The sequence below is a fragment of the Paenibacillus sp. PDC88 genome (genome assembly GCF_900106725.1).
GTDB lineage: Bacteria > Bacillota > Bacilli > Paenibacillales > Paenibacillaceae > Paenibacillus > Paenibacillus shunpengii.
Window position 1 is genome coordinate 382,774 of record NZ_FNNT01000005.1, and the last position, 17,786, is coordinate 400,559.

A 17,786-nucleotide genomic window follows, 5' to 3' on the forward strand; every position below is an offset into this window, starting at 1 on the left:
AACCAGCCTTCCTGATCGCAGTACTCGGGGAGGTTATTCAAGTTGGCAAAAAAATCAAAAGTGCTCCTTTTGTTTTGCTATCCTTATAGACAAAGGAGGGCCTGACCTTGAGTACCCAGCACACCATTCAACAAAGCATCGACTATATGGAAGCACATTTGGAGGATCCACTGTCACTTGAGAGCATCGCTTCTCATGTTGGCTTCTCCCCCTATCACTTTCACCGTATGTTTCGGAGACAGGTTGGGATGAACGTAGCCGATTATTTACGAAGAAGACGGCTGTGTTACGCAGCCCAGCTGCTGCTATACTCCGATGCCTCCATTATCGATATTTCATTGCACTGTCATTTTGAGAGCCAGGAGTCATTTACAAGGGCTTTTAAGAAGCTCTACGGTATGCCGCCTGGCCGTTATCGCAAATTATTTATGCTTCACACCTATAACCGTGAACAAGGAGAGAATCCAATGAAGGAACAGATCGCTTCACCGATTAAGGGCTGGTTTATTAGCGGGAGTCACCCCCAGGACTATGAAATGGGCATCGACCGGAATACGGTACACCAAGGAAGCACCTCTGGTTATCTAAAAGCCCGGACTCCCATGGATGACGGCGCCTTCGCTACGATGATGCAGCAATTCAAGGCAGACAAATACACAGGGAAAAGAATGCGCTTCTCCGGATTTGTCAAAACCGAAAATGTAAAAGAATACTGCGGGCTGTGGATGCGTGTAGACAGCCACTCAGAGGATGTGCTCCAATTCGACAATATGAATGACCGCCGCATTACGGGAGATACACACTGGAATCATTATGCGATCGTACTCGATGTCCCTGAGGAGAGCGGCACCATCTCGTTCGGAGTCCTGCTTATGGGTGAAGGGAAAGTATGGGTCGACGGTTTTCAATTTGAGGAAGTCGATCTCAGTGTGCCAACCACGAGTTTAAAGCTTGACTACGCAATGAGTGACGAACCGACTAATCTTTCTTTTGAGGAGTAAAAAATAGGAGCCCTCCTGAGGTGGAGGGCTCCTTCTTGCGTTTATTTCTTATCTATCTTTTTCGAATCGTAAATTCAAAGGACAGATCCTGCGCAGGATCGATCAGATACTCATCCAGCACTGGCGCACCCCAGCTGTCATCCCCGCCGACACCCATCTGGCGTCCAGCAATAGTCACGACCGTATGATGCACATTCGGCAGCTCGTAATGATGCGTCGCATTCTCCAGCTCGAATGCAGTGAACGGCGAAATGTTGGCTTCCACCGGCTGCGTATTCGGAGCTGTGATCTCGATCCCTTGTCCGAGCTCATTCGTAATCGCAACACGTCTTACACCCGTGCGGTTACCAGACTCCTGCGGTACCAAATAAGCCGCTACGTTGTCCTCCGCTCTGTTCTGGAAGCGGCCAAGTCTCGCTCCATAGGCACGGTCAATGTAATTCTCCTCTGGTCCCTGAGCATAATAGTCCAGATTCGCATAATCAGCCGGCACCTTGAAGGACAATGCAAAGATCGGGAATTTAGGCAGGCCAGCTGCCCCTTTATAATCCGACTTCACTTTGATACTGCCATCTGCAAATACGGTGTAGGCAACCTTGACGCTGACTTCATCCGATACACTGAGTCTATACGTATACGCTACAGTCGCCTGATTCGCTTCCTCGCTCAGCTCCCACTTCACACATCTGCGGGAGAGGCTGGCTGCATACCAGGCAGAAGATTCGAAGTGGAGACCTGCTCCCTTGTCATTATCTGTCATCGCTCTCCAGAAGAGCGGCGCTGGCGGTGCGGAGATCATCTCGCGTCCTCCATAATTCACAGAGATCAGCGTACCTGCTTGCTTCGAGAACATGATCGAGAAGCTTCGGCCATGCACACCAATGTTCACGTCACCTTCAACTACACGGAATTCACTGCATGCTGCAGGCGCTGTGGCTGCTTCGGCTGCTTCTTCTACTTGGAAGATATGCTGTCCAAAGGCCACCTCAAAGCCTGCTTCGGCCCACAGCTCTTCTTCTCTCAGTACAAGCGATACATCTACCGTGTATACCCCTGCTTCCGTTTGCTCTGGCAGATCAAGACTTACATACTGCTCTTCGCCAGGAGCAACAGATACGCTCTCTTCACTGCGGAACAGCTCTACACCTTCCCGCTTCAAGCTGCATACGAGGTCAAACTGATCTGTATTCACGAACAGATTCTCATTCTTCACCGTTACACCCTTCGCGTCCGGCAGCAGCTTCACGTTCTGATACACGAACTTCACTTCCTGCATCTTCGGCGACCATCTGCGATCCGCATAGACGATCCCGTTACCCGAGAAGTTATAGTCGGTTGAACGGTCATCGAAGTCACCGCCGTAGGCCATGAATTCCTTGCCGTAGCGGTCTTTCTTCACAATCACCTGATCCATGTAATCCCAGATGAATCCGCCTTGGTACATTGGGTACTTCTCTTCCAGCTCGGTGTATTTTACAATGCCGCCAACGGAGTTCCCCATCGCATGCATATATTCACAGCTGATATACGGCTTCTGCGGATCTGCATTCAAGTACTCTTCGATATCCGCCACTTTCGCATACATCCGGCTCTCCATATCACTCGCTGCATCATAATCCCGATTGTGGAATACACCCTCGTAATGAACGAGACGTGAAGGATCGCGGTCGCGGAAATAATTCGAGACGTTAACGATAACTTCACCTGCATAAGATTCGTTGCCGCACGACCAGATCAGGATGGACGGATGATTCTTGTCCCGCTCTACCATCGACACGGCCCGATCCATAACGATATCCTGCCACTCCGGAAGATTGCCCGGAACGTTCCAGGACGGCTCAACTGCACCCATCTTCTGCCACGAGCCATGCGTCTCCAGATTCATTTCATCAATAACGTACACACCATATTCATCACACAGCTCGTACCATAGCGACGCATTCGGATAATGAGAAGTACGGACGGCGTTCATATTCCCCTGCTTCAGCGTCTTAATGTCCCAGAGCATATCTTCCTTCGTAATGCTGCGTCCTCTGTGCGGATTGAATTCGTGACGGTTTACGCCCTTGAATACAATACGTTTGCCATTCAGATGCATCACTTTATCCTTCATCTCGAACTTGCGGAAGCCAACACGCTGAGGTACAACTTCCACCAGCTCACCTGTCGCATCATAGACCGAGATGTACATCGTATAGAGATTCGGTGCCTCTGCACTCCATAGCTCAACCACGCCTGCATTCAGCGTCAGGCTTAAGGATTGCCCCGGTGAGCTCACATCGCCGAGAGCCGTAACCTGACCTGCTTCATTCTTCAGCTCTACGGCTACCTTGGATGCGGGAGCTCCGCTTAGCTTCACATCGACGGTTAGCGTTCCCTGCTCATAACGCTCATCCAGATCCGTATGAACAAACAGGTCCTGAACATGAACCTCAGGTACAGCGTACAAGTAGACATCCCGGAAAATACCCGAGAAGCGCCAGAAGTCCTGATCCTCCAGCCAGCTGCCTGTACTGCGCTGATACACTTCAACCGCGAGCTTGTTCTCTCCGTCCGTAAGATAAGGCGTCAGATCAAATTCACTTGGAGTGAAGCTGTCTTCACTGTAACCGACAAATTCACCGTTCAGCCATACATAGAAAGCGGATTCAACCCCTTGAAAAGAGATAAATACCGGGCGCTTTCCCCACTCCTTAGGCACTTCAAAATATTTCACATAGCTTCCCACCGGATTATGCTCCTCCGAGATCATCGGCGGACGAAGATGCTCATGTCCATCCCACGGATACATCGTATTGACATATTGGGGCTTCCCGTATCCCTGCAGCTGGATATGTCCTGGCACCTCAATAGCATCCCAGCCTCTTACAGAGACTTCGGTCTTGTAAAAATCAGCCTGTCGCTGTGCCGGATTGACAGCATAGCTAAATTTCCAGCTGCCGTTCAGGCTATGGCGGAGCGGCATCTCCAAGCGCTGCTTCGCTTCCTCCAGCGTTTCATAATAATAGTGATCGGAGTGAGTCGGCACCCGATTCACCGAAAATACGTTTACGTCAGACAGCCAGGCAAGGCTCGGTTTCTGTTGATGCGTCATTCGTATGATTCCTCCTGTCATAAAATGAAGAGGACTGCTGATATTCCAAGATTGTACTCTTCGAGTATGCAGACAGTCCTTCTTCCGTTTCATCCTTGCATAAGGGATATATGATAATCCTCATTTAATAATTATTTAACGGACCCCGTCATTCCTGCAACAAAATGCTTTTGCATCAAGAAGAATACGATGGCCGTCGGCAATGTTGTAATAACAATTGCGGACATGATCAATCCGTAGTCCGGAGCGTACCCCGATCCGAGATTGGAGATCAGAAGCGGCACTGTCATATTTTCCGGTGATTGAAGCACGATGAGCGGCCACAGGTAGTTGTTCCAGCTGTTCAGGAACGTAATGATCGCTGCTGCTGCATACGTCGATTTCATCGTCGGCATATACACTCGGAAGAACAATCCAAGCTCTGTTAATCCATCCATACGCCCTGCTTCGAGCAGATCCTTCGGAAACATCTTCGTGCTCTGACGGAAGAAGAAGATCAGGAACGCCGTTGTAAAGGTTGGCAGGATAACAGCCGCCGCTGAGTCGATACCGAAGAACGGTGCTACGTTGGATACCTTCGCAAACATTTGATACAAAGGCACCATTATTGCGGCAAACGGAATCATCATGGACGCAAGCAGGATGTTAAATACGACATCCTTGGCTTTGCTGCGGTAAACCTCAAATCCATAACCGGCTGCCGATGCAACGAGCAAGGACAGAATGGTTGTGATGATGGAGATTTTGGCCGAATTCCAGAGCGCCTGCCACATATCTACGCTGTTGAATAAGTTCGTAACGTTCTCTATAAGATGGGACCCCGGCAGCAATGTTCCCTTCGTAACATCCACGGACTGGTTTGTTGCGCTTACGATCATCCATATGAACGGGAAGATAGAAACAAGGGTGGCGATAATAAGGAACAGGTACGTAAAAAAGCGTTTCGGCTTGATCATTTTTTATCGCCTCCAATCTTGTTCTGAATGATAGTAAGCAGTACAACCATAACCACGATGGAGTAGGATACTGTTGCTGCATAGCCGAAGTCCGGCGTGTATTCAAAGGATAGGTTATAAATATATTGCGAGATGGACATGGTCGAGTTACCCGGTCCGCCCTTCGTGATATTGACGACCTCATCAAACAATTGAAGTGTACCAATCGTAGAGGTAATCCCTGTGAACAGGATCATCGGTTTGAGCAGCGGAATCGTAATTTTGAAGAACTGGGTGAACGCATTCGCCCCATCAATTCGCGCAGCCTCGTACACCGATTTGTCGATGTTTTGCAGGGAAGATAAGTAAAAGATCATGTTATAGCCTGTAAAGCGCCACGTAATAGCGATAATAATTGTAACCTTTGCCCAGAACGGATCTGTAATCCATTGAATCGGCTCAGAGATCAGATGGAAGTTCATCAGCATTTTGTTGACGATTCCGTCTGCACCGAACATGTATTTAAATACGACCGAGTAAGCAACGAGAGATGTTACCGTCGGCAGGAAGATTGCTGTTCTGAAAAAACCTTTGAATTTCAAATTCTCATCATTCAACAAAACGGCGATAAAGATCGCCAGTACGAGCATGACTGGAACCTGAATAATCAAGTAAATAAACGTATTTTTTACCGCTGTAATGAAGTTAGCATCACTGAACAACCGGATGTAGTTGTCAAATCCGACAAAATCCAGATTCATTCCCCGGCCGGATTTAAACGACAGGATCAACGCCTGAATCATCGGATAGAAATAGAAAATACTGATTGCCAGAACCGGTATCAATATAAAGAACCAGCCCGCTAAATTCGTGCGATTGTGACTGACTAAACTTTTGCGGCCTGAGGTCAACTTCGCAGGTTTCACGCCACTCCACTTCCTTCCATAACTAAGCTTCTATTTATCTAGGCTATCTTATCTGTTCTTTAGAAAACCCCTGCCCCTTCTCCTCTAAAGAGCAATCCTCTTAAGAAGCAGCGTAAAGAGCAAGGGTTTGTTGTTATTCCAGCTTTGTGAGAATTTTTAGATTAACGAATTTGCGTTTCTGCTTGAGTCTGAGCATCCGCCAGAACAGCATCTAGATCCTGTCCGCCTAGGTAGCTCTGCATCGCGACAACCAAAATGTCTTCAATTGCATACGTGTTCAGACCATAGTTCACATTCGGAATTTGTTCTGTCCAAGCTGCAAAATCGGATACGACTTTTTGATTCTTGAAGAATTCATCCTCAGCTTTGTACGCTTCACCTTCTGCAGCGGCTTTAAGTGTACCGATAACACCTACATCTGTGTTCAAGGTTTGATACAGATCCACATCAGATCCAAAAGTTTGCTTCAAGAATTCTGCTGCTGCTTCTTTGCCATCGACATTCATGACATACCAGGAGCTTCCTCCAAGGTTAGATGCATGAACAGATCCTTCAACACCAGGAAGCGTAGGAAGTGGAGCTACTGCCCATTGACCGGACTGAGATGCCTCGGCTTTGATGGATGGTGTAATCCAGTTACCTGTAGGCACAGATGCAACTTCTCCACTATTCATTCCACCAACAAATTGGCTCCAGTCTGAAATAACTTTGACGATACCGGAATCCATCAATTCTTTATAAGTCTCAAATGCCGTCTTCATAGCAGCGTTATCAGCAATCGCTGGAGTTGAGCCGTCTTCAGCGGTATACCAGCTGCCTGCAGATTGGATCATCATACGAATGATGCCCAGATCGTTAGGGTCTTGAGTCAGCATCGCTTTGCCTGTCTTCTCTTTCACATCTTTACCGATTTCAATGTACTGCTTCCAGTCGATATCCTGCAGATCTTCAAGCGTATAGCCTGCCTGCTCCAGATAGTCGGTTCTGACATACATGCCGGTTACACCCGAGTCAAACGGTACGCCATACTGCTTGCCGTCTACACTCGTTGGGCCGATCTTATAATCTGCAAAGTCCTCTGCATTGATCACATCGGTCAATTCATAGAAAGCATCCGGGTAGGATTGAAGGAAGCTCTGTGCTCTATAGTCTTCAATCAATACAATGTTTGGAAGTCCTTTTGTCGATCCAGAGTTAAGTCCCGTGTTCAGCTTCTGTACAATGTCATTCTGTGCATTTTCAACGATGTTAACTGTCAAGTCCGGATTAACCTCAGCATAAGCTTCTTTTGCTTTATTCATTGCCGCAATATTGAATGCCGGGTCCCAAGCCCAAACGGTAATTTCATTCGTTTCTGCGCTTTGGCCTGAGTCGGATTCTCCTCCTCCACCGCCACAAGCGGTCAGCAGCACTGCACTTGCCAGCATAACAGACAATAATTTTTTCAAAAAAATAACCCCCTCAAGGCTTGTAAATGAGATACTGAAAAACTGAAAATAAAAGATGGAAGCGTTTACTCTTGCTATGCTCCCATCTTATCACTCTTGTATGCGTTTTCTTTAGAACTATCTTTGCAAGCTTTTGTTCTTTTATTGGGTGTTCGCAAGAGTACAAGAGTCTCTGTCAGGTAATATATTTAGCTTTTTGCAATATTTTTATGACAGCCTGTACTCATTTCTTGTGGTTTGGGATTTTTTTCATGAGTTTAAGTATCAATAGGAAATAAGCGGCAGACTAATTCTCACCTTGGTTCCTTCCCCGAGCTTGCTTGTAATTTGGACCCCATAGTCTTCTCCGTACATAATTTTGATCCGCTCATCCACATTTTTGATCCCGATGCCTGAGAATAGCTTACGATTCCGCTTGGTCTGCGGGAGCTTGGTCTCTGGAAGCCCGCTTCCATCCTCACGGACTGGACGCTCCCGAACAGATTCCATTTCCATTCCGTCCCCATTATCCACGACCTCACAGATCAGCTGTTCATGCTGACTGGATATCATAATGAGGATGCTTCCTTCCCCTTTGTGATTAAAAGCATGAAAGAATGCATTCTCGATAAAAGGCTGAATAATGAGCTTAGGCACCTCGTAATCCATGACATCCGGCTCGATAAAATAGTTCACGCGAATTTTGTCTCCGTAGCGAACATGGTTAATATACACATAGTTTTTCAGTGTCTCGATTTCCTGCCTCACCGGAATGGTGGATTCCACGTCGCTTACCGTATTTTGCAGCAGCGTAATTAAAGAGTTAATCGTCTCTGCTGCCCGTTCACGGTCTCCCTGCTGAACCAGAAATTTAATGGACGCGAGCGTGTTGTATAGAAAATGAGGATTAATCTGCATCTGCAGCGCCGCGAGCTCGGCATTACGCTGCTGCTTCTCAGTCTGAACAAGTCTGTCCACATAGTCATTCAGCTCGTCCAGCATAAAATTGAACGCATTTCCGAGCTCCCGCGCCTCCAGGCTGCTGGTCGAGACATCAACATAATTGCTGAAGCCCTTTGTCGGAATACCCGACATTTGATGAATAAGCCCTCGCAGAGATCTTGTCATTTTTCTAGTCATAAAATACACGATAATGAGGGATATACCCACAATTCCCAGGGTGGTCAGTGTTAACGCTCTTACATTAACCATCTGTCCGATGGCAGCATCCTTATCGATTAGATTGACGAGATAGAAATCGAACTCAGGTAAGTATTCGGAGAATAAGATGCGGTCATCACCCAGCAGATCGGCGTTCTTACCTAGCTCCCCACTGCGCTGGTCGGCAACGACTTTGGTCAGCAGTGCCTTATCCGTCATTCCAATCAGCTCCTGCTGATTGCTGGAGATCACTAATCCTTCATCGTTCATCAGGAGCACATCATTTCCATCACTTGTGAAGTTGGCATAGAAAGGCTTAAATATACTGTCTCTGATCATGACGTACATTGTTCCATAAATCTCATCCGAGCCATGATGATACAGCGCCTTGGAAGCAACCAGAACAGGCTCCTTCCATGTGCCGGACTGACTGTCATCATGGTAGAGCTGATATACAATCTTGTGAGGATCACGAATCGTTCTTTCTGTAATCGGATGATCTTCAAGCTCTGCTGCTGTCGCGGACCAATACCACGGATCTGTCGTATAGCTGCGTCCATTGGCGCCCAGTACCATAATACTGACTTCATAAGCGCTTAAGTTAGAGCTGATCGTCTTCATTCGCTGTGTCATATTGAATGTCTGCATTGCCAAAGACACTGAATCCGTATCTCCATTCGTCAAATAGTTACGTATCGTTCCGCTCTGACTAACTAAGTTCGTGGTGGTAGCCACGGCGCCGTTATAGGATTCAAGATTCGACTTCATCTGATTAAGCAGCTTCGTATTCGTAATGCTGAAAGTCTGCAGGAAGAGCTGCTCCGACATCCTTATCGTTATTGCCAGTGTGAGTACAGATACCGCAATAAGACTGATCAAGGTCACCAGGAACAGCTTGACAAACAAGCTTTGATTATTGAACATTTTCATGTGTCTCAATCCTCTTTTGCAAATTGCTCTCTGCGGTAGGTGCTTGGTGACAGACCCGTAAGCTTCTTGAACACTTTTGTAAAATAGCTCTGATCTGAGTACCCTACCTGTGCACTGATTTCGGAGATGGACTCCTCTGTTGAAGTCAGCAGCTCCTTGGCTTTTTGAACACGGATCTTATTCAGATACTCGCTGAACCCCTCATTATTATGAGCTGAGAAATAACTCGACAAATAGGATGGGTTAAAATGAAATTGCTTCGCTACTTCAGTCAGCGTAATCGGCTCCCTGTAATGCTCCTGAATATAGCTCAGCAGCATCGCCATATTCGGATTTACCGCAGTGTTGGTTTCGCCGATCACCTGCTCGGCTTCATGAATGAAATCAACAATGCGCTGGATCGCATCCCGGGCATATGCTGCCTCATCAATTCTGCGGAAGAACTCATATTTGCTCTGCTCGAGCCGCTCTGTATCATATTTCAGCTTTCCGAGTGTATTTGTTACATTGAAAATAAAGTTGCCCAGATAGGCTTTGAATTCGAAAATATCCGTTCGATAATCCATGGATTTGAGATGAATGTGCTCCAGAAATCCGGCGAAACCTTTCTGAAACTGCTTCCGCTTCAGCTGCTCTGTCAGCTCTCCCATGTCGAGGTCTGCTGTCACCTGAGGCAAGTCCGGCAGATCCCCTACATAGATAAAATGCTTATCCGGCATATAGAAGGAATACCGTGCAAGCGACAAGAACTGATTCCGATACACCGCTCCTAACTGATAAAAATCCGTAAACCGCTCCGTCATGACCATATGGACGCCGGATTTTTGTTCCGGCGGCAACTGCCCTATTCCTCCTCTAACGTCCATAATGAGACTGTTCCAAATCTCAGAGTTCATGTTCAGTATATATAGGGCCTGGTCCTTCATATTCAAATGGATGCTTGCCGTATCAGCAATCTGTGAGATCATGGTTTCTACCATCTGAATCAAGCTGGACCTCACTTCCTGCACTGCGATGTGCTTCAAATCCATGCCTATAAGGACGTAGCTATCCCCTGGCAGGACAGAATTCAGCACTCCGGGTGGTAGCTCCGCTTCATAACCTGCGATCAGCTTCTCAGCCGCCTGTTCGATATATCTCTCCTCGGCAGGTTCTTCGAGTGCGGTTTCCTGTAATTCCGCAATCCGGGCTGCCGTTTTATTCAGAATACTGAGCAGATATTCGGCTTCCAGCTTTGGTTTTAATATATAATCCGCTACACCGCTCTGGAAGGTGGATCTAACGTATTCGAATTCACTAAAACTGCTGAGAACGATAACTTCCATCTTGGGATGCCGTTCCTTCACAATTTTCACGAATTTCTCACCATCCATGATGGGCATCACAATATCGGTCAGAATAATATGAGGTTTAACTTCCTCCACAAGATCAAGCGCCTCAAGTCCGTTCGCAGCCTCGCCGACAATTCGAAATCCGGCCTGTTCCCAGTTCATTAGATGCTTAATGCCCTGCCTTACCAGCATTTCGTCATCAACGATCATCACTTTGCATAGGGATTTCAAAATTTTATACCTCCTTTAAATACAAAAAAGCCCAGCTAATCCGCCAGGCGCCCGTTCTTTTGGGACACGTGTATCTTAGATCTGCAGAAAATGGTTATTGAAACGCTTCCGTGCATTTGTTTTATCTATTGTAAAGATGATATCGTACACAAACAAGCTTAAGTCACGAACGAATTGATTTCTATGTAGGCAAATAAAATAAGCTAAGATGATATTTCATGCAAATACCTTCTTAGCTTATACAGCTCATTTCTATCATATCGCTATACACTTGGTTTAATACTCGCAATGATGGGTTTTGAAATTTTAACAGACCGTTGTCAGACGCTGTCCACAACTAATGCGCCGCTCTCGTCATTCCTCCGCCCTGGTAATCTGTCTCATCTTCCTTAATCTGCACCCCTTTGCTTCTGGCTGCTTCAAGCAGGTCGGCAGCATCGTCCCGGGGCTTGTACCCGATCAGCGTTTCCAAATATCCGATATCATAATAATTATCGGTATTTGCCGAGGTGCCGTACAAGCATAGAAACTTATGCTCATCCGAGGCCTCAATGCATTTCTCAGCTAATTGCACCATATCCCGCTCCGAAATCCAAATGTGGGCAGCTCTTTCCGAATGCGGACGGTCATCACCTGGAAAATTGCCGATTCGAATGTTAATGGAGGAAATCCCATGCCGATCTGCATACAATCTCCCGAGCAGCTCAATATAACACTTGCTTAATCCGTAAAAGCTGTCAGGCCGATAAGGGTCTGTTACCTCTACTTCTTCATCCACTTTATAGAAACCGGTCGCATGGTTCGAGCTTGCAAAAATAATCCGTCTCACTCCTTGCTTGCGTGCCGCTTCGTACAAATGATAAGCCCCTGTTACATTGATGGGCAGCACTTTGCCCAGGAAATCTTCTTCATCCTTCGCCCATGCAATATGAAGCACGGTGTCTACACCTTCAGTAAGAGCAAGCAGCTGTTCCGCATTGGTAACATCCAGCGGTTTAATGCCCTGTTCCTCATTTGCATTCAGATCTGCGGCAATAATGTTATACGCCCCTGTTGCCTGTAACCCTTGGACAAGACACCCTCCAATTCTTCCTGCCGCCCCTGTGATGAGTATATTCCGTCTATTCGTCATTCCTTCCTTCCACCCTTCGTAAGATTATTTCCCGGGATATAATGAGGAGTTCTGCTATACCCAGTATTAACCTAAAAACAAAAAACACATGCACCATAATTTCAATTGTACATGTGTTCTTGATGGGATTAATTCAAATACCTTAATTACAAAGTGTTATAGCCGTTCGGTGCATAAGGCTGAAGCTTCTCAAGCCAGCTCGCCTCCAGCTTCTTCAGCGCATCCTTCGCATCGTAGAAGGGATTACCCTCCGGCACCTTCAGCTTCTCGAGCACTTCAATCTCGAAAGCACGCTCACCAAGCTCTGCCCACTCCTGCTGCAGCCCGCGATTACGGTGACTACCCATGTTCAGCATAAATTGCTGACCGTTGATAGATTTCAAATTCGGTGTGCTGGCGACGTAGAGCTTACCGTTCTGCTTATTGCGAATTTGGTAAACCCCTGCCTCGATCTTCACTTCTTTGGCCTGCTGCTGTAATTCCTCTCTCCGGTTCATCTTCTTATCCTCCGCTCCTACAGAATCAGCCAACACATAACGGCTTCCATCTTCTTCTCTGCTCAGAATTCCGTAATCCACCATATATCTGCGAATCGTCACATAATCCTCATATACTTGTTCGAGTATACGGTTGACCTCAGGCTCCGTGTACACGGCCCCGGGTACGAAGCGCTTAGCAAGCTCGTTCATTACAATGATGCGATGCTTCTCCTGCATGGAAAAGGTCTTAAGCGGCCCATCCACTCCATGAGGGAAGTATTTCTTAAGCACCTTGTCTTGTTCGGATGTGGTAATGCTGTACCTGTCATCATCGTGACCGGCACGTTTGCTGATCGGTGCCGCAAGCTCGGCAGGGCGATTCGGATCATGCTCATTCAGCAGCTCCATGACCGCGAGCAGCACCTTGGCCTGACGCTCCTTCTCCTTCAACACAAAACGATGATTGCGTATGGTTGATGTGGACCCTGTACCAAGCTCCTTCTGAATGTCAGCATCCTTCTTGCCTTCATAGAATTTCGCTAACAGCTTACGTTGTATATCCGAGAGTCCGCTCACACTCTTATCCAGAGATATCAAATATTCAAACACAGACCCATGCTCCTGCTCAATATGGATCTGAACATATCTGAATGCTTCATACAAGATACCATCAACTGGATAAATTACTCCCTTCTCAACCCGTTTGCCGCAGCATACACAGATGAACTCGAGATCGTGCTCCATATATCCACGCTTGATATCCACAAGCCCCGCATCATCCATATAAGCTTTATTCACTTCCATATCATTCGCACTCTCCATCACATTTTATATAGATATAGTATTATTATGTTTGTTTATTGTCAAACAAATATATATATTGTCTATATTATATCATTTCATCCATGAATCGAGATTAAATCTGCAGCTCACTCCTCTTCGTACAGTCAGAATGATACGAACATCAAAAAAAAAGCAGGACCATGAGGGTAAACTCCCTTCATAATCCTGCTTATTCATCTGTTTCAGCCAAGCGCCAGCTTGCCCATTACAACCCGGCGGCCCGCTCCTGTAGCGGAAGGCACATTGTTTGGTATGCCGTGAATACATTCGTTACCGAGCAGTGCAAAGATCAGCGCTTCTTTTGCATCGTCATCTATTCCGAACGAGCTTGCCTTGGCAACGGTCCGGCCAGGAAGCAGTTCACTCAGCATAGATAGAAGCACCTCGTTATGTGCACCCCCGCCAGATATGATGATTTCGTCGATTTTGTATTCAGGGAATACCCAGCGTTTGTAGCTATCTGTAATAGATTTTGCTGTGAACCATGTTGCCGTAGCTACGATATCCGCTGAGGACAATCCACGTTCCCCTGCACCCGCTAAAAAGGCTGCCGCATATGCCGCCCCAAATTGTTCACGTCCAGTGGATTTAGGCGGCATTAGTGAGAAATAAGGATGCTGCATCATTTCACTCACCCATGCTTGATCCGGTGTTCCCTCAGCTGCCCATTTCCCATTCTCATCATAGGCAAGCTTTCCTCCGGACAATTCGAGCACAACTTGGTCGATAATCATGTTACCCGGCCCCGTATCATAAGCCGTTACTTGATCAGCTGTGCAGGCTGCAGGAAGAATCGAACAATTCCCGATCCCTCCGATGTTTTGTAAGATCCTCCCCCGCTGTGGATCACCGAATAGAATCAGATCTCCATAAGAAACCAGCGGAGCACCCTGCCCTCCGGCCGCCATATCGGCTGGTCTGAAATCACCCACAACCGGTCTTCCGGTTCGGGCTGCGATGACCGACAAATCCCCAAGCTGTAAGGTGGAGCGTGCAAGCGACCGTCCCGCATCTTCCTTCGGAATATGCCATACCGTCTGTCCGTGCGAGCTGATGAAGTCCACTTCATCCATAGCGATGCCTGCTTGATGGCATACAGCGTGAGCAGCAGCGGCAAATTGGTCCGCAAGCAGAAAATTCATAGAACAAATGTCTTCTACATTAGAATGTTCAATCGTACACAGCGCTTTGATCCGCTCTCTAAATTCTTCTTCATACGGGAGCTGTACATAGGCAAGCAGTCTGGATGCTGTGCTCAGTCCGCTCCCTTTGATTCGAACCAGCGCTGCATCCACACCATCCAGCGATGTGCCTGACATGAGCCCGATGACCAGACTCTCTGCTTGGAAGCCTGTAATGCGGATCATCGTGATGAGCTGCCTGCCGTCAGCTCATCACTAAGGGTGACGGGCAGCTTGCCCATGAACGGAATCAAACCAAGCAAGGCACTTGCCACGCTTCTCATGGCGATTGGCCTGCTCTCATAAGCCGCAATGTATACTTTAATATCGGGAAACGCCATAAGGTCATAGGGATTGCGTGTAGCGACCACCGCAAGCGGCTTGCCCGTAGCCTGCAGCTGTTTCACCAGCTCTGCTTGCTCAGAATAGAAGTGAGCATTATAGGTAGCGATCACAATTTGCTCAATATCCGGGCTTGCTGCTGCGGTGATGACCGATTCGCTCTGCTCAGCCACCTCTGCTGCCGCTATGCTAAGGTCTTCTACATGAATTCCCTGCTCGATCAGCGCAGCACCAAGACTCAGCTGATCCTTGATCTTCTCATCGGCAATGGTCATCGCTGAGGATGCAACTGTCACAGCAAGCACCTTCTTGCCAGACAGCGGAAGCATACCCGCATCATCACGAACGAGTGTCACGCTGCGTTCACTGATTCGGCGAGCGATATCTCCGTGCTCTGCAAGCCCGACGCCGGCAGGCAAGCCGCTTGCGTCGATGACGGGTGCAGCCTGTACCTCTTCAGGGAAGCTGCCATCCTCCATCATGATGCCGCGCCGGATCTTCAGCGAAAGCAAACGGCGGACTGACTCATCGATCCGCTCTTCAGCAAGCCTACCCGATAGCACAGCCTGTTCAATCGCTTGATATGCTCCAGTGAGCAGCTCATGGGTATGACTGATCAGCACCAGATCGGCTCCGGCTTCGAGCGCCATCACCGAAGCCTCCACGGTGCCGTAGGTATCGGCAATGGCATGCATCTCCATACAGTCGGTCATGATCAATCCCTCATAGCCCAGCTGATCTCTCAGCAGCCCTGTAAGTACAGAGGAAGACAGGGTTGCCGGCTTCTTCTCCGCTTCGAGCGCCGGAAAGTAGATGTGAGCAGACATAATAAAGTCCACTCCCTCTTCAATCGCCTTCACGAAAGGTGTCAGCTCCAGTCCTTTCATTCGCTCCAAGTCATGGGAAACCATCGGCAGATCCAGATGCGAGTCGGCTGCTGTATCGCCATGTCCAGGGAAATGCTTCGCACAAGCAGACACACCGGCATCCTGATATCCCCGAACCGCCTGAGCACCATACTCGGCCACCATTTGTGCCGACTCACCGAAGGAGCGAACCCCAATCACTGGATTAAGTGGATTGTTGTTTACATCCAGAACGGGTGCAAAATTCAAATTAATGCCGAGCGCACTTAATTCCTTGCCACTGGCCAGGGCCGCTTCATAGGCATCGTCACTTGCGCCTGCAGCTGCAATTGCCATATTGCCAGGAAATAAGGTGATTCCATCCGCTATACGAGCCACCATACCACCTTCCTGATCAATGGATATCAGCAGCGGCAGCTGGCTGGCCTCCCTCGCAGTGGTTTGCAGCTGATGAGTAAGCTGAGCTACCTGTCCGGGACTCTCTACGTTACGGGCAAAATAAATAATGCCCCCGACAGGATGCGCCTTAATAAATTCTGCGAGCGGCACTGTCAATTCTGGACCCGGAAGTCCGCACAACAGCAGTTGACCGATTTTTTCCCGCAGACTTAAACGAGCAAGCAGTGCTTCTACATTGGAATTTGAATTCATATTCTCAGCTCCCATAGATCAGATAAGATGCTCTTCTCTCACGCCATTTCTCTTCATCCTGATGCCAATTCGCCATGATCTGCCGAAGTCCTTCTTCGTCCCGAACCCGTTCTCTAATTTCCCTTCCCCCCGTGAGGAGATCAATAAAATAACGGCCGCCGCCTGGAGGAGGCGGGGTCCATTCAAAGTGCTGAGGGTACGAGCGTGCAATTTCGTGTAGCAGCATCAGCCCTGTCTCTACTGCTATGAATTGGTCTCTATCCGTAATGAACAGCCGAACGCCCCCGCACAGTGCGCCTTGATGCTTGGAATATACCGGTGAAGCATATACGGGATGAATATGGACACCCGGAAGCTGATGCACTTCCATTTGCCGTGCAATTCGTTCGCCGTCCATCCAAGGTGCCCCTATCCACTCAAAGGGTCTGGTCGTGCCTCGTCCTTCAGACACATTCGTCCCTTCAAACAAACAAGTCCCTGCATAGACCTCAGCCGTTTCTGGTGAGGGAATATTTGGTGACGGCATCATCCATGGCTGCCCCGTCTCGGCATAGGTCATGGATCGCCTCCAGCCTTCAAGCCTGACGACATCCAGCTCGCATCCGCTCCCCTCTTCCTTGTTCCGCATCAACGCAATCTCTCCGATCGTCATCCCATAGCGTATTGGCATATGCCAGGCACCCACAAAGGATTCATAGCCTTGCTGCAGTATGCCTCCTTCTACCTTCATTCCCCCCATTGGATTGATTCGATCAAGAACAAGTAGTGACTTTCCGCTGACAGCACAGGCATCCATCATATAAAAGAGAGTCGATAAATACGTATAGAAGCGCACCCCTGCATCCTGCATATCAAAAATAACCGTATCCACCTGTTCCAGCATTTCCGGCGTCGGTTTCTTCTGCTTGCCATACAGGCTGAATACGGGAATCCCTAGCACCGGATGCATTTCATCCTCGAACGGAACTCCTGCCTGACGCTCACCGTACAGCCCGTGTTCTCCCGCAAACAAGGCGGTCAGCCGGCTGTTCTCAAGCTGTGCACATACCTCGATCGTCGTCCTGAAATCAGCAGTTATGCCTGTAGGGTTCGTAACCAGCCCTATTCGTTTGCCTTCAAGAAATGGATGCGATAATTCGGATAACCGATCAGCTCCGGTAAGCACATTTGCCTTCATGCCAACCCCTCCCTTGGTTATAGAGAAGGCGCAGGATATCACTCCCTGCGCCTTCATTGTTATTTTTGCAGCAAGCTTC

Annotated in this window: 12 protein-coding genes; 1 reads left to right on the plus strand and 11 read right to left on the minus strand. The window is 48.1% G+C overall.

What is annotated here, in order from left to right:
• Positions 1 to 107: 107 nt before the first annotated feature.
• On the plus strand, positions 108 to 1,001 hold the full coding sequence (locus tag BLW49_RS17610; protein WP_090725847.1) for a helix-turn-helix domain-containing protein: 894 nt from the start codon (positions 108 to 110) through the stop codon (positions 999 to 1,001).
• 52 nt (positions 1,002 to 1,053) lie between these two features.
• Here the strand turns inward: BLW49_RS17610 and BLW49_RS17615 are convergent, their stop codons facing one another.
• The 11 genes from BLW49_RS17615 to BLW49_RS17665 all read right to left on the minus strand — a co-directional run bounded on the left by BLW49_RS17615 (position 1,054) and on the right by BLW49_RS17665 (position 17,707).
• A complete protein-coding gene (locus tag BLW49_RS17615) occupies positions 1,054 to 4,095 on the minus strand; it encodes a beta-galactosidase, LacZ type (protein ID WP_090725848.1) in 3,042 nt (1,013 codons plus the stop codon).
• 131 nt (positions 4,096 to 4,226) lie between these two features.
• A complete protein-coding gene (locus BLW49_RS17620) occupies positions 4,227 to 5,051 on the minus strand; it encodes a carbohydrate ABC transporter permease (RefSeq protein WP_177178773.1) in 825 nt (274 codons plus the stop codon).
• Positions 5,048 to 5,941, minus strand: coding sequence for a carbohydrate ABC transporter permease (locus tag BLW49_RS17625; RefSeq protein ID WP_076314964.1), 894 nt, complete (start codon positions 5,939 to 5,941; stop codon positions 5,048 to 5,050). The genes BLW49_RS17620 and BLW49_RS17625 overlap by 4 nt, the downstream gene beginning before the upstream one ends.
• 176 nt (positions 5,942 to 6,117) lie before the next feature.
• Positions 6,118 to 7,404 carry an ABC transporter substrate-binding protein gene (locus BLW49_RS17630; protein WP_090725850.1) on the minus strand — a complete coding sequence of 429 codons (1,287 nt, stop codon included), beginning with the start codon at positions 7,402 to 7,404 and terminating at the stop codon, positions 6,118 to 6,120.
• Positions 7,405 to 7,668: 264 nt separating this feature from the next.
• Entirely contained in the window at positions 7,669 to 9,474 is a 1,806-nt protein-coding gene (locus tag BLW49_RS17635) for a cache domain-containing sensor histidine kinase (protein ID WP_090725852.1), read from the minus strand.
• A 5-nt stretch (positions 9,475 to 9,479) separates the two neighbouring features.
• Positions 9,480 to 11,036 carry a response regulator transcription factor gene (locus tag BLW49_RS17640; RefSeq protein ID WP_090725854.1) on the minus strand — a complete coding sequence of 519 codons (1,557 nt, stop codon included), beginning with the start codon at positions 11,034 to 11,036 and terminating at the stop codon, positions 9,480 to 9,482.
• A gap of 337 nt (positions 11,037 to 11,373) precedes the next feature.
• Entirely contained in the window at positions 11,374 to 12,168 is a 795-nt protein-coding gene (locus BLW49_RS17645) for an NAD-dependent epimerase/dehydratase family protein (protein ID WP_090725856.1), read from the minus strand.
• Positions 12,169 to 12,314: 146 nt separating this feature from the next.
• Positions 12,315 to 13,451 carry a DUF2087 domain-containing protein gene (locus BLW49_RS17650; RefSeq protein WP_076314910.1) on the minus strand — a complete coding sequence of 379 codons (1,137 nt, stop codon included), beginning with the start codon at positions 13,449 to 13,451 and terminating at the stop codon, positions 12,315 to 12,317.
• A 221-nt stretch (positions 13,452 to 13,672) separates the two neighbouring features.
• Positions 13,673 to 14,857 carry an anhydro-N-acetylmuramic acid kinase gene (locus tag BLW49_RS17655; RefSeq protein WP_090725858.1) on the minus strand — a complete coding sequence of 395 codons (1,185 nt, stop codon included), beginning with the start codon at positions 14,855 to 14,857 and terminating at the stop codon, positions 13,673 to 13,675.
• Positions 14,854 to 16,530 (minus strand): beta-N-acetylhexosaminidase, encoded by a 1,677-nt coding sequence (nagZ, locus tag BLW49_RS17660; protein ID WP_090725925.1) that lies wholly within the window; start codon positions 16,528 to 16,530, stop codon positions 14,854 to 14,856. The genes BLW49_RS17655 and nagZ overlap by 4 nt, the downstream gene beginning before the upstream one ends.
• Positions 16,531 to 16,534: 4 nt before the next feature.
• Entirely contained in the window at positions 16,535 to 17,707 is a 1,173-nt protein-coding gene (locus BLW49_RS17665; protein WP_090725860.1) for an exo-beta-N-acetylmuramidase NamZ family protein, read from the minus strand.
• Positions 17,708 to 17,786: the final 79 nt, after the last annotated feature.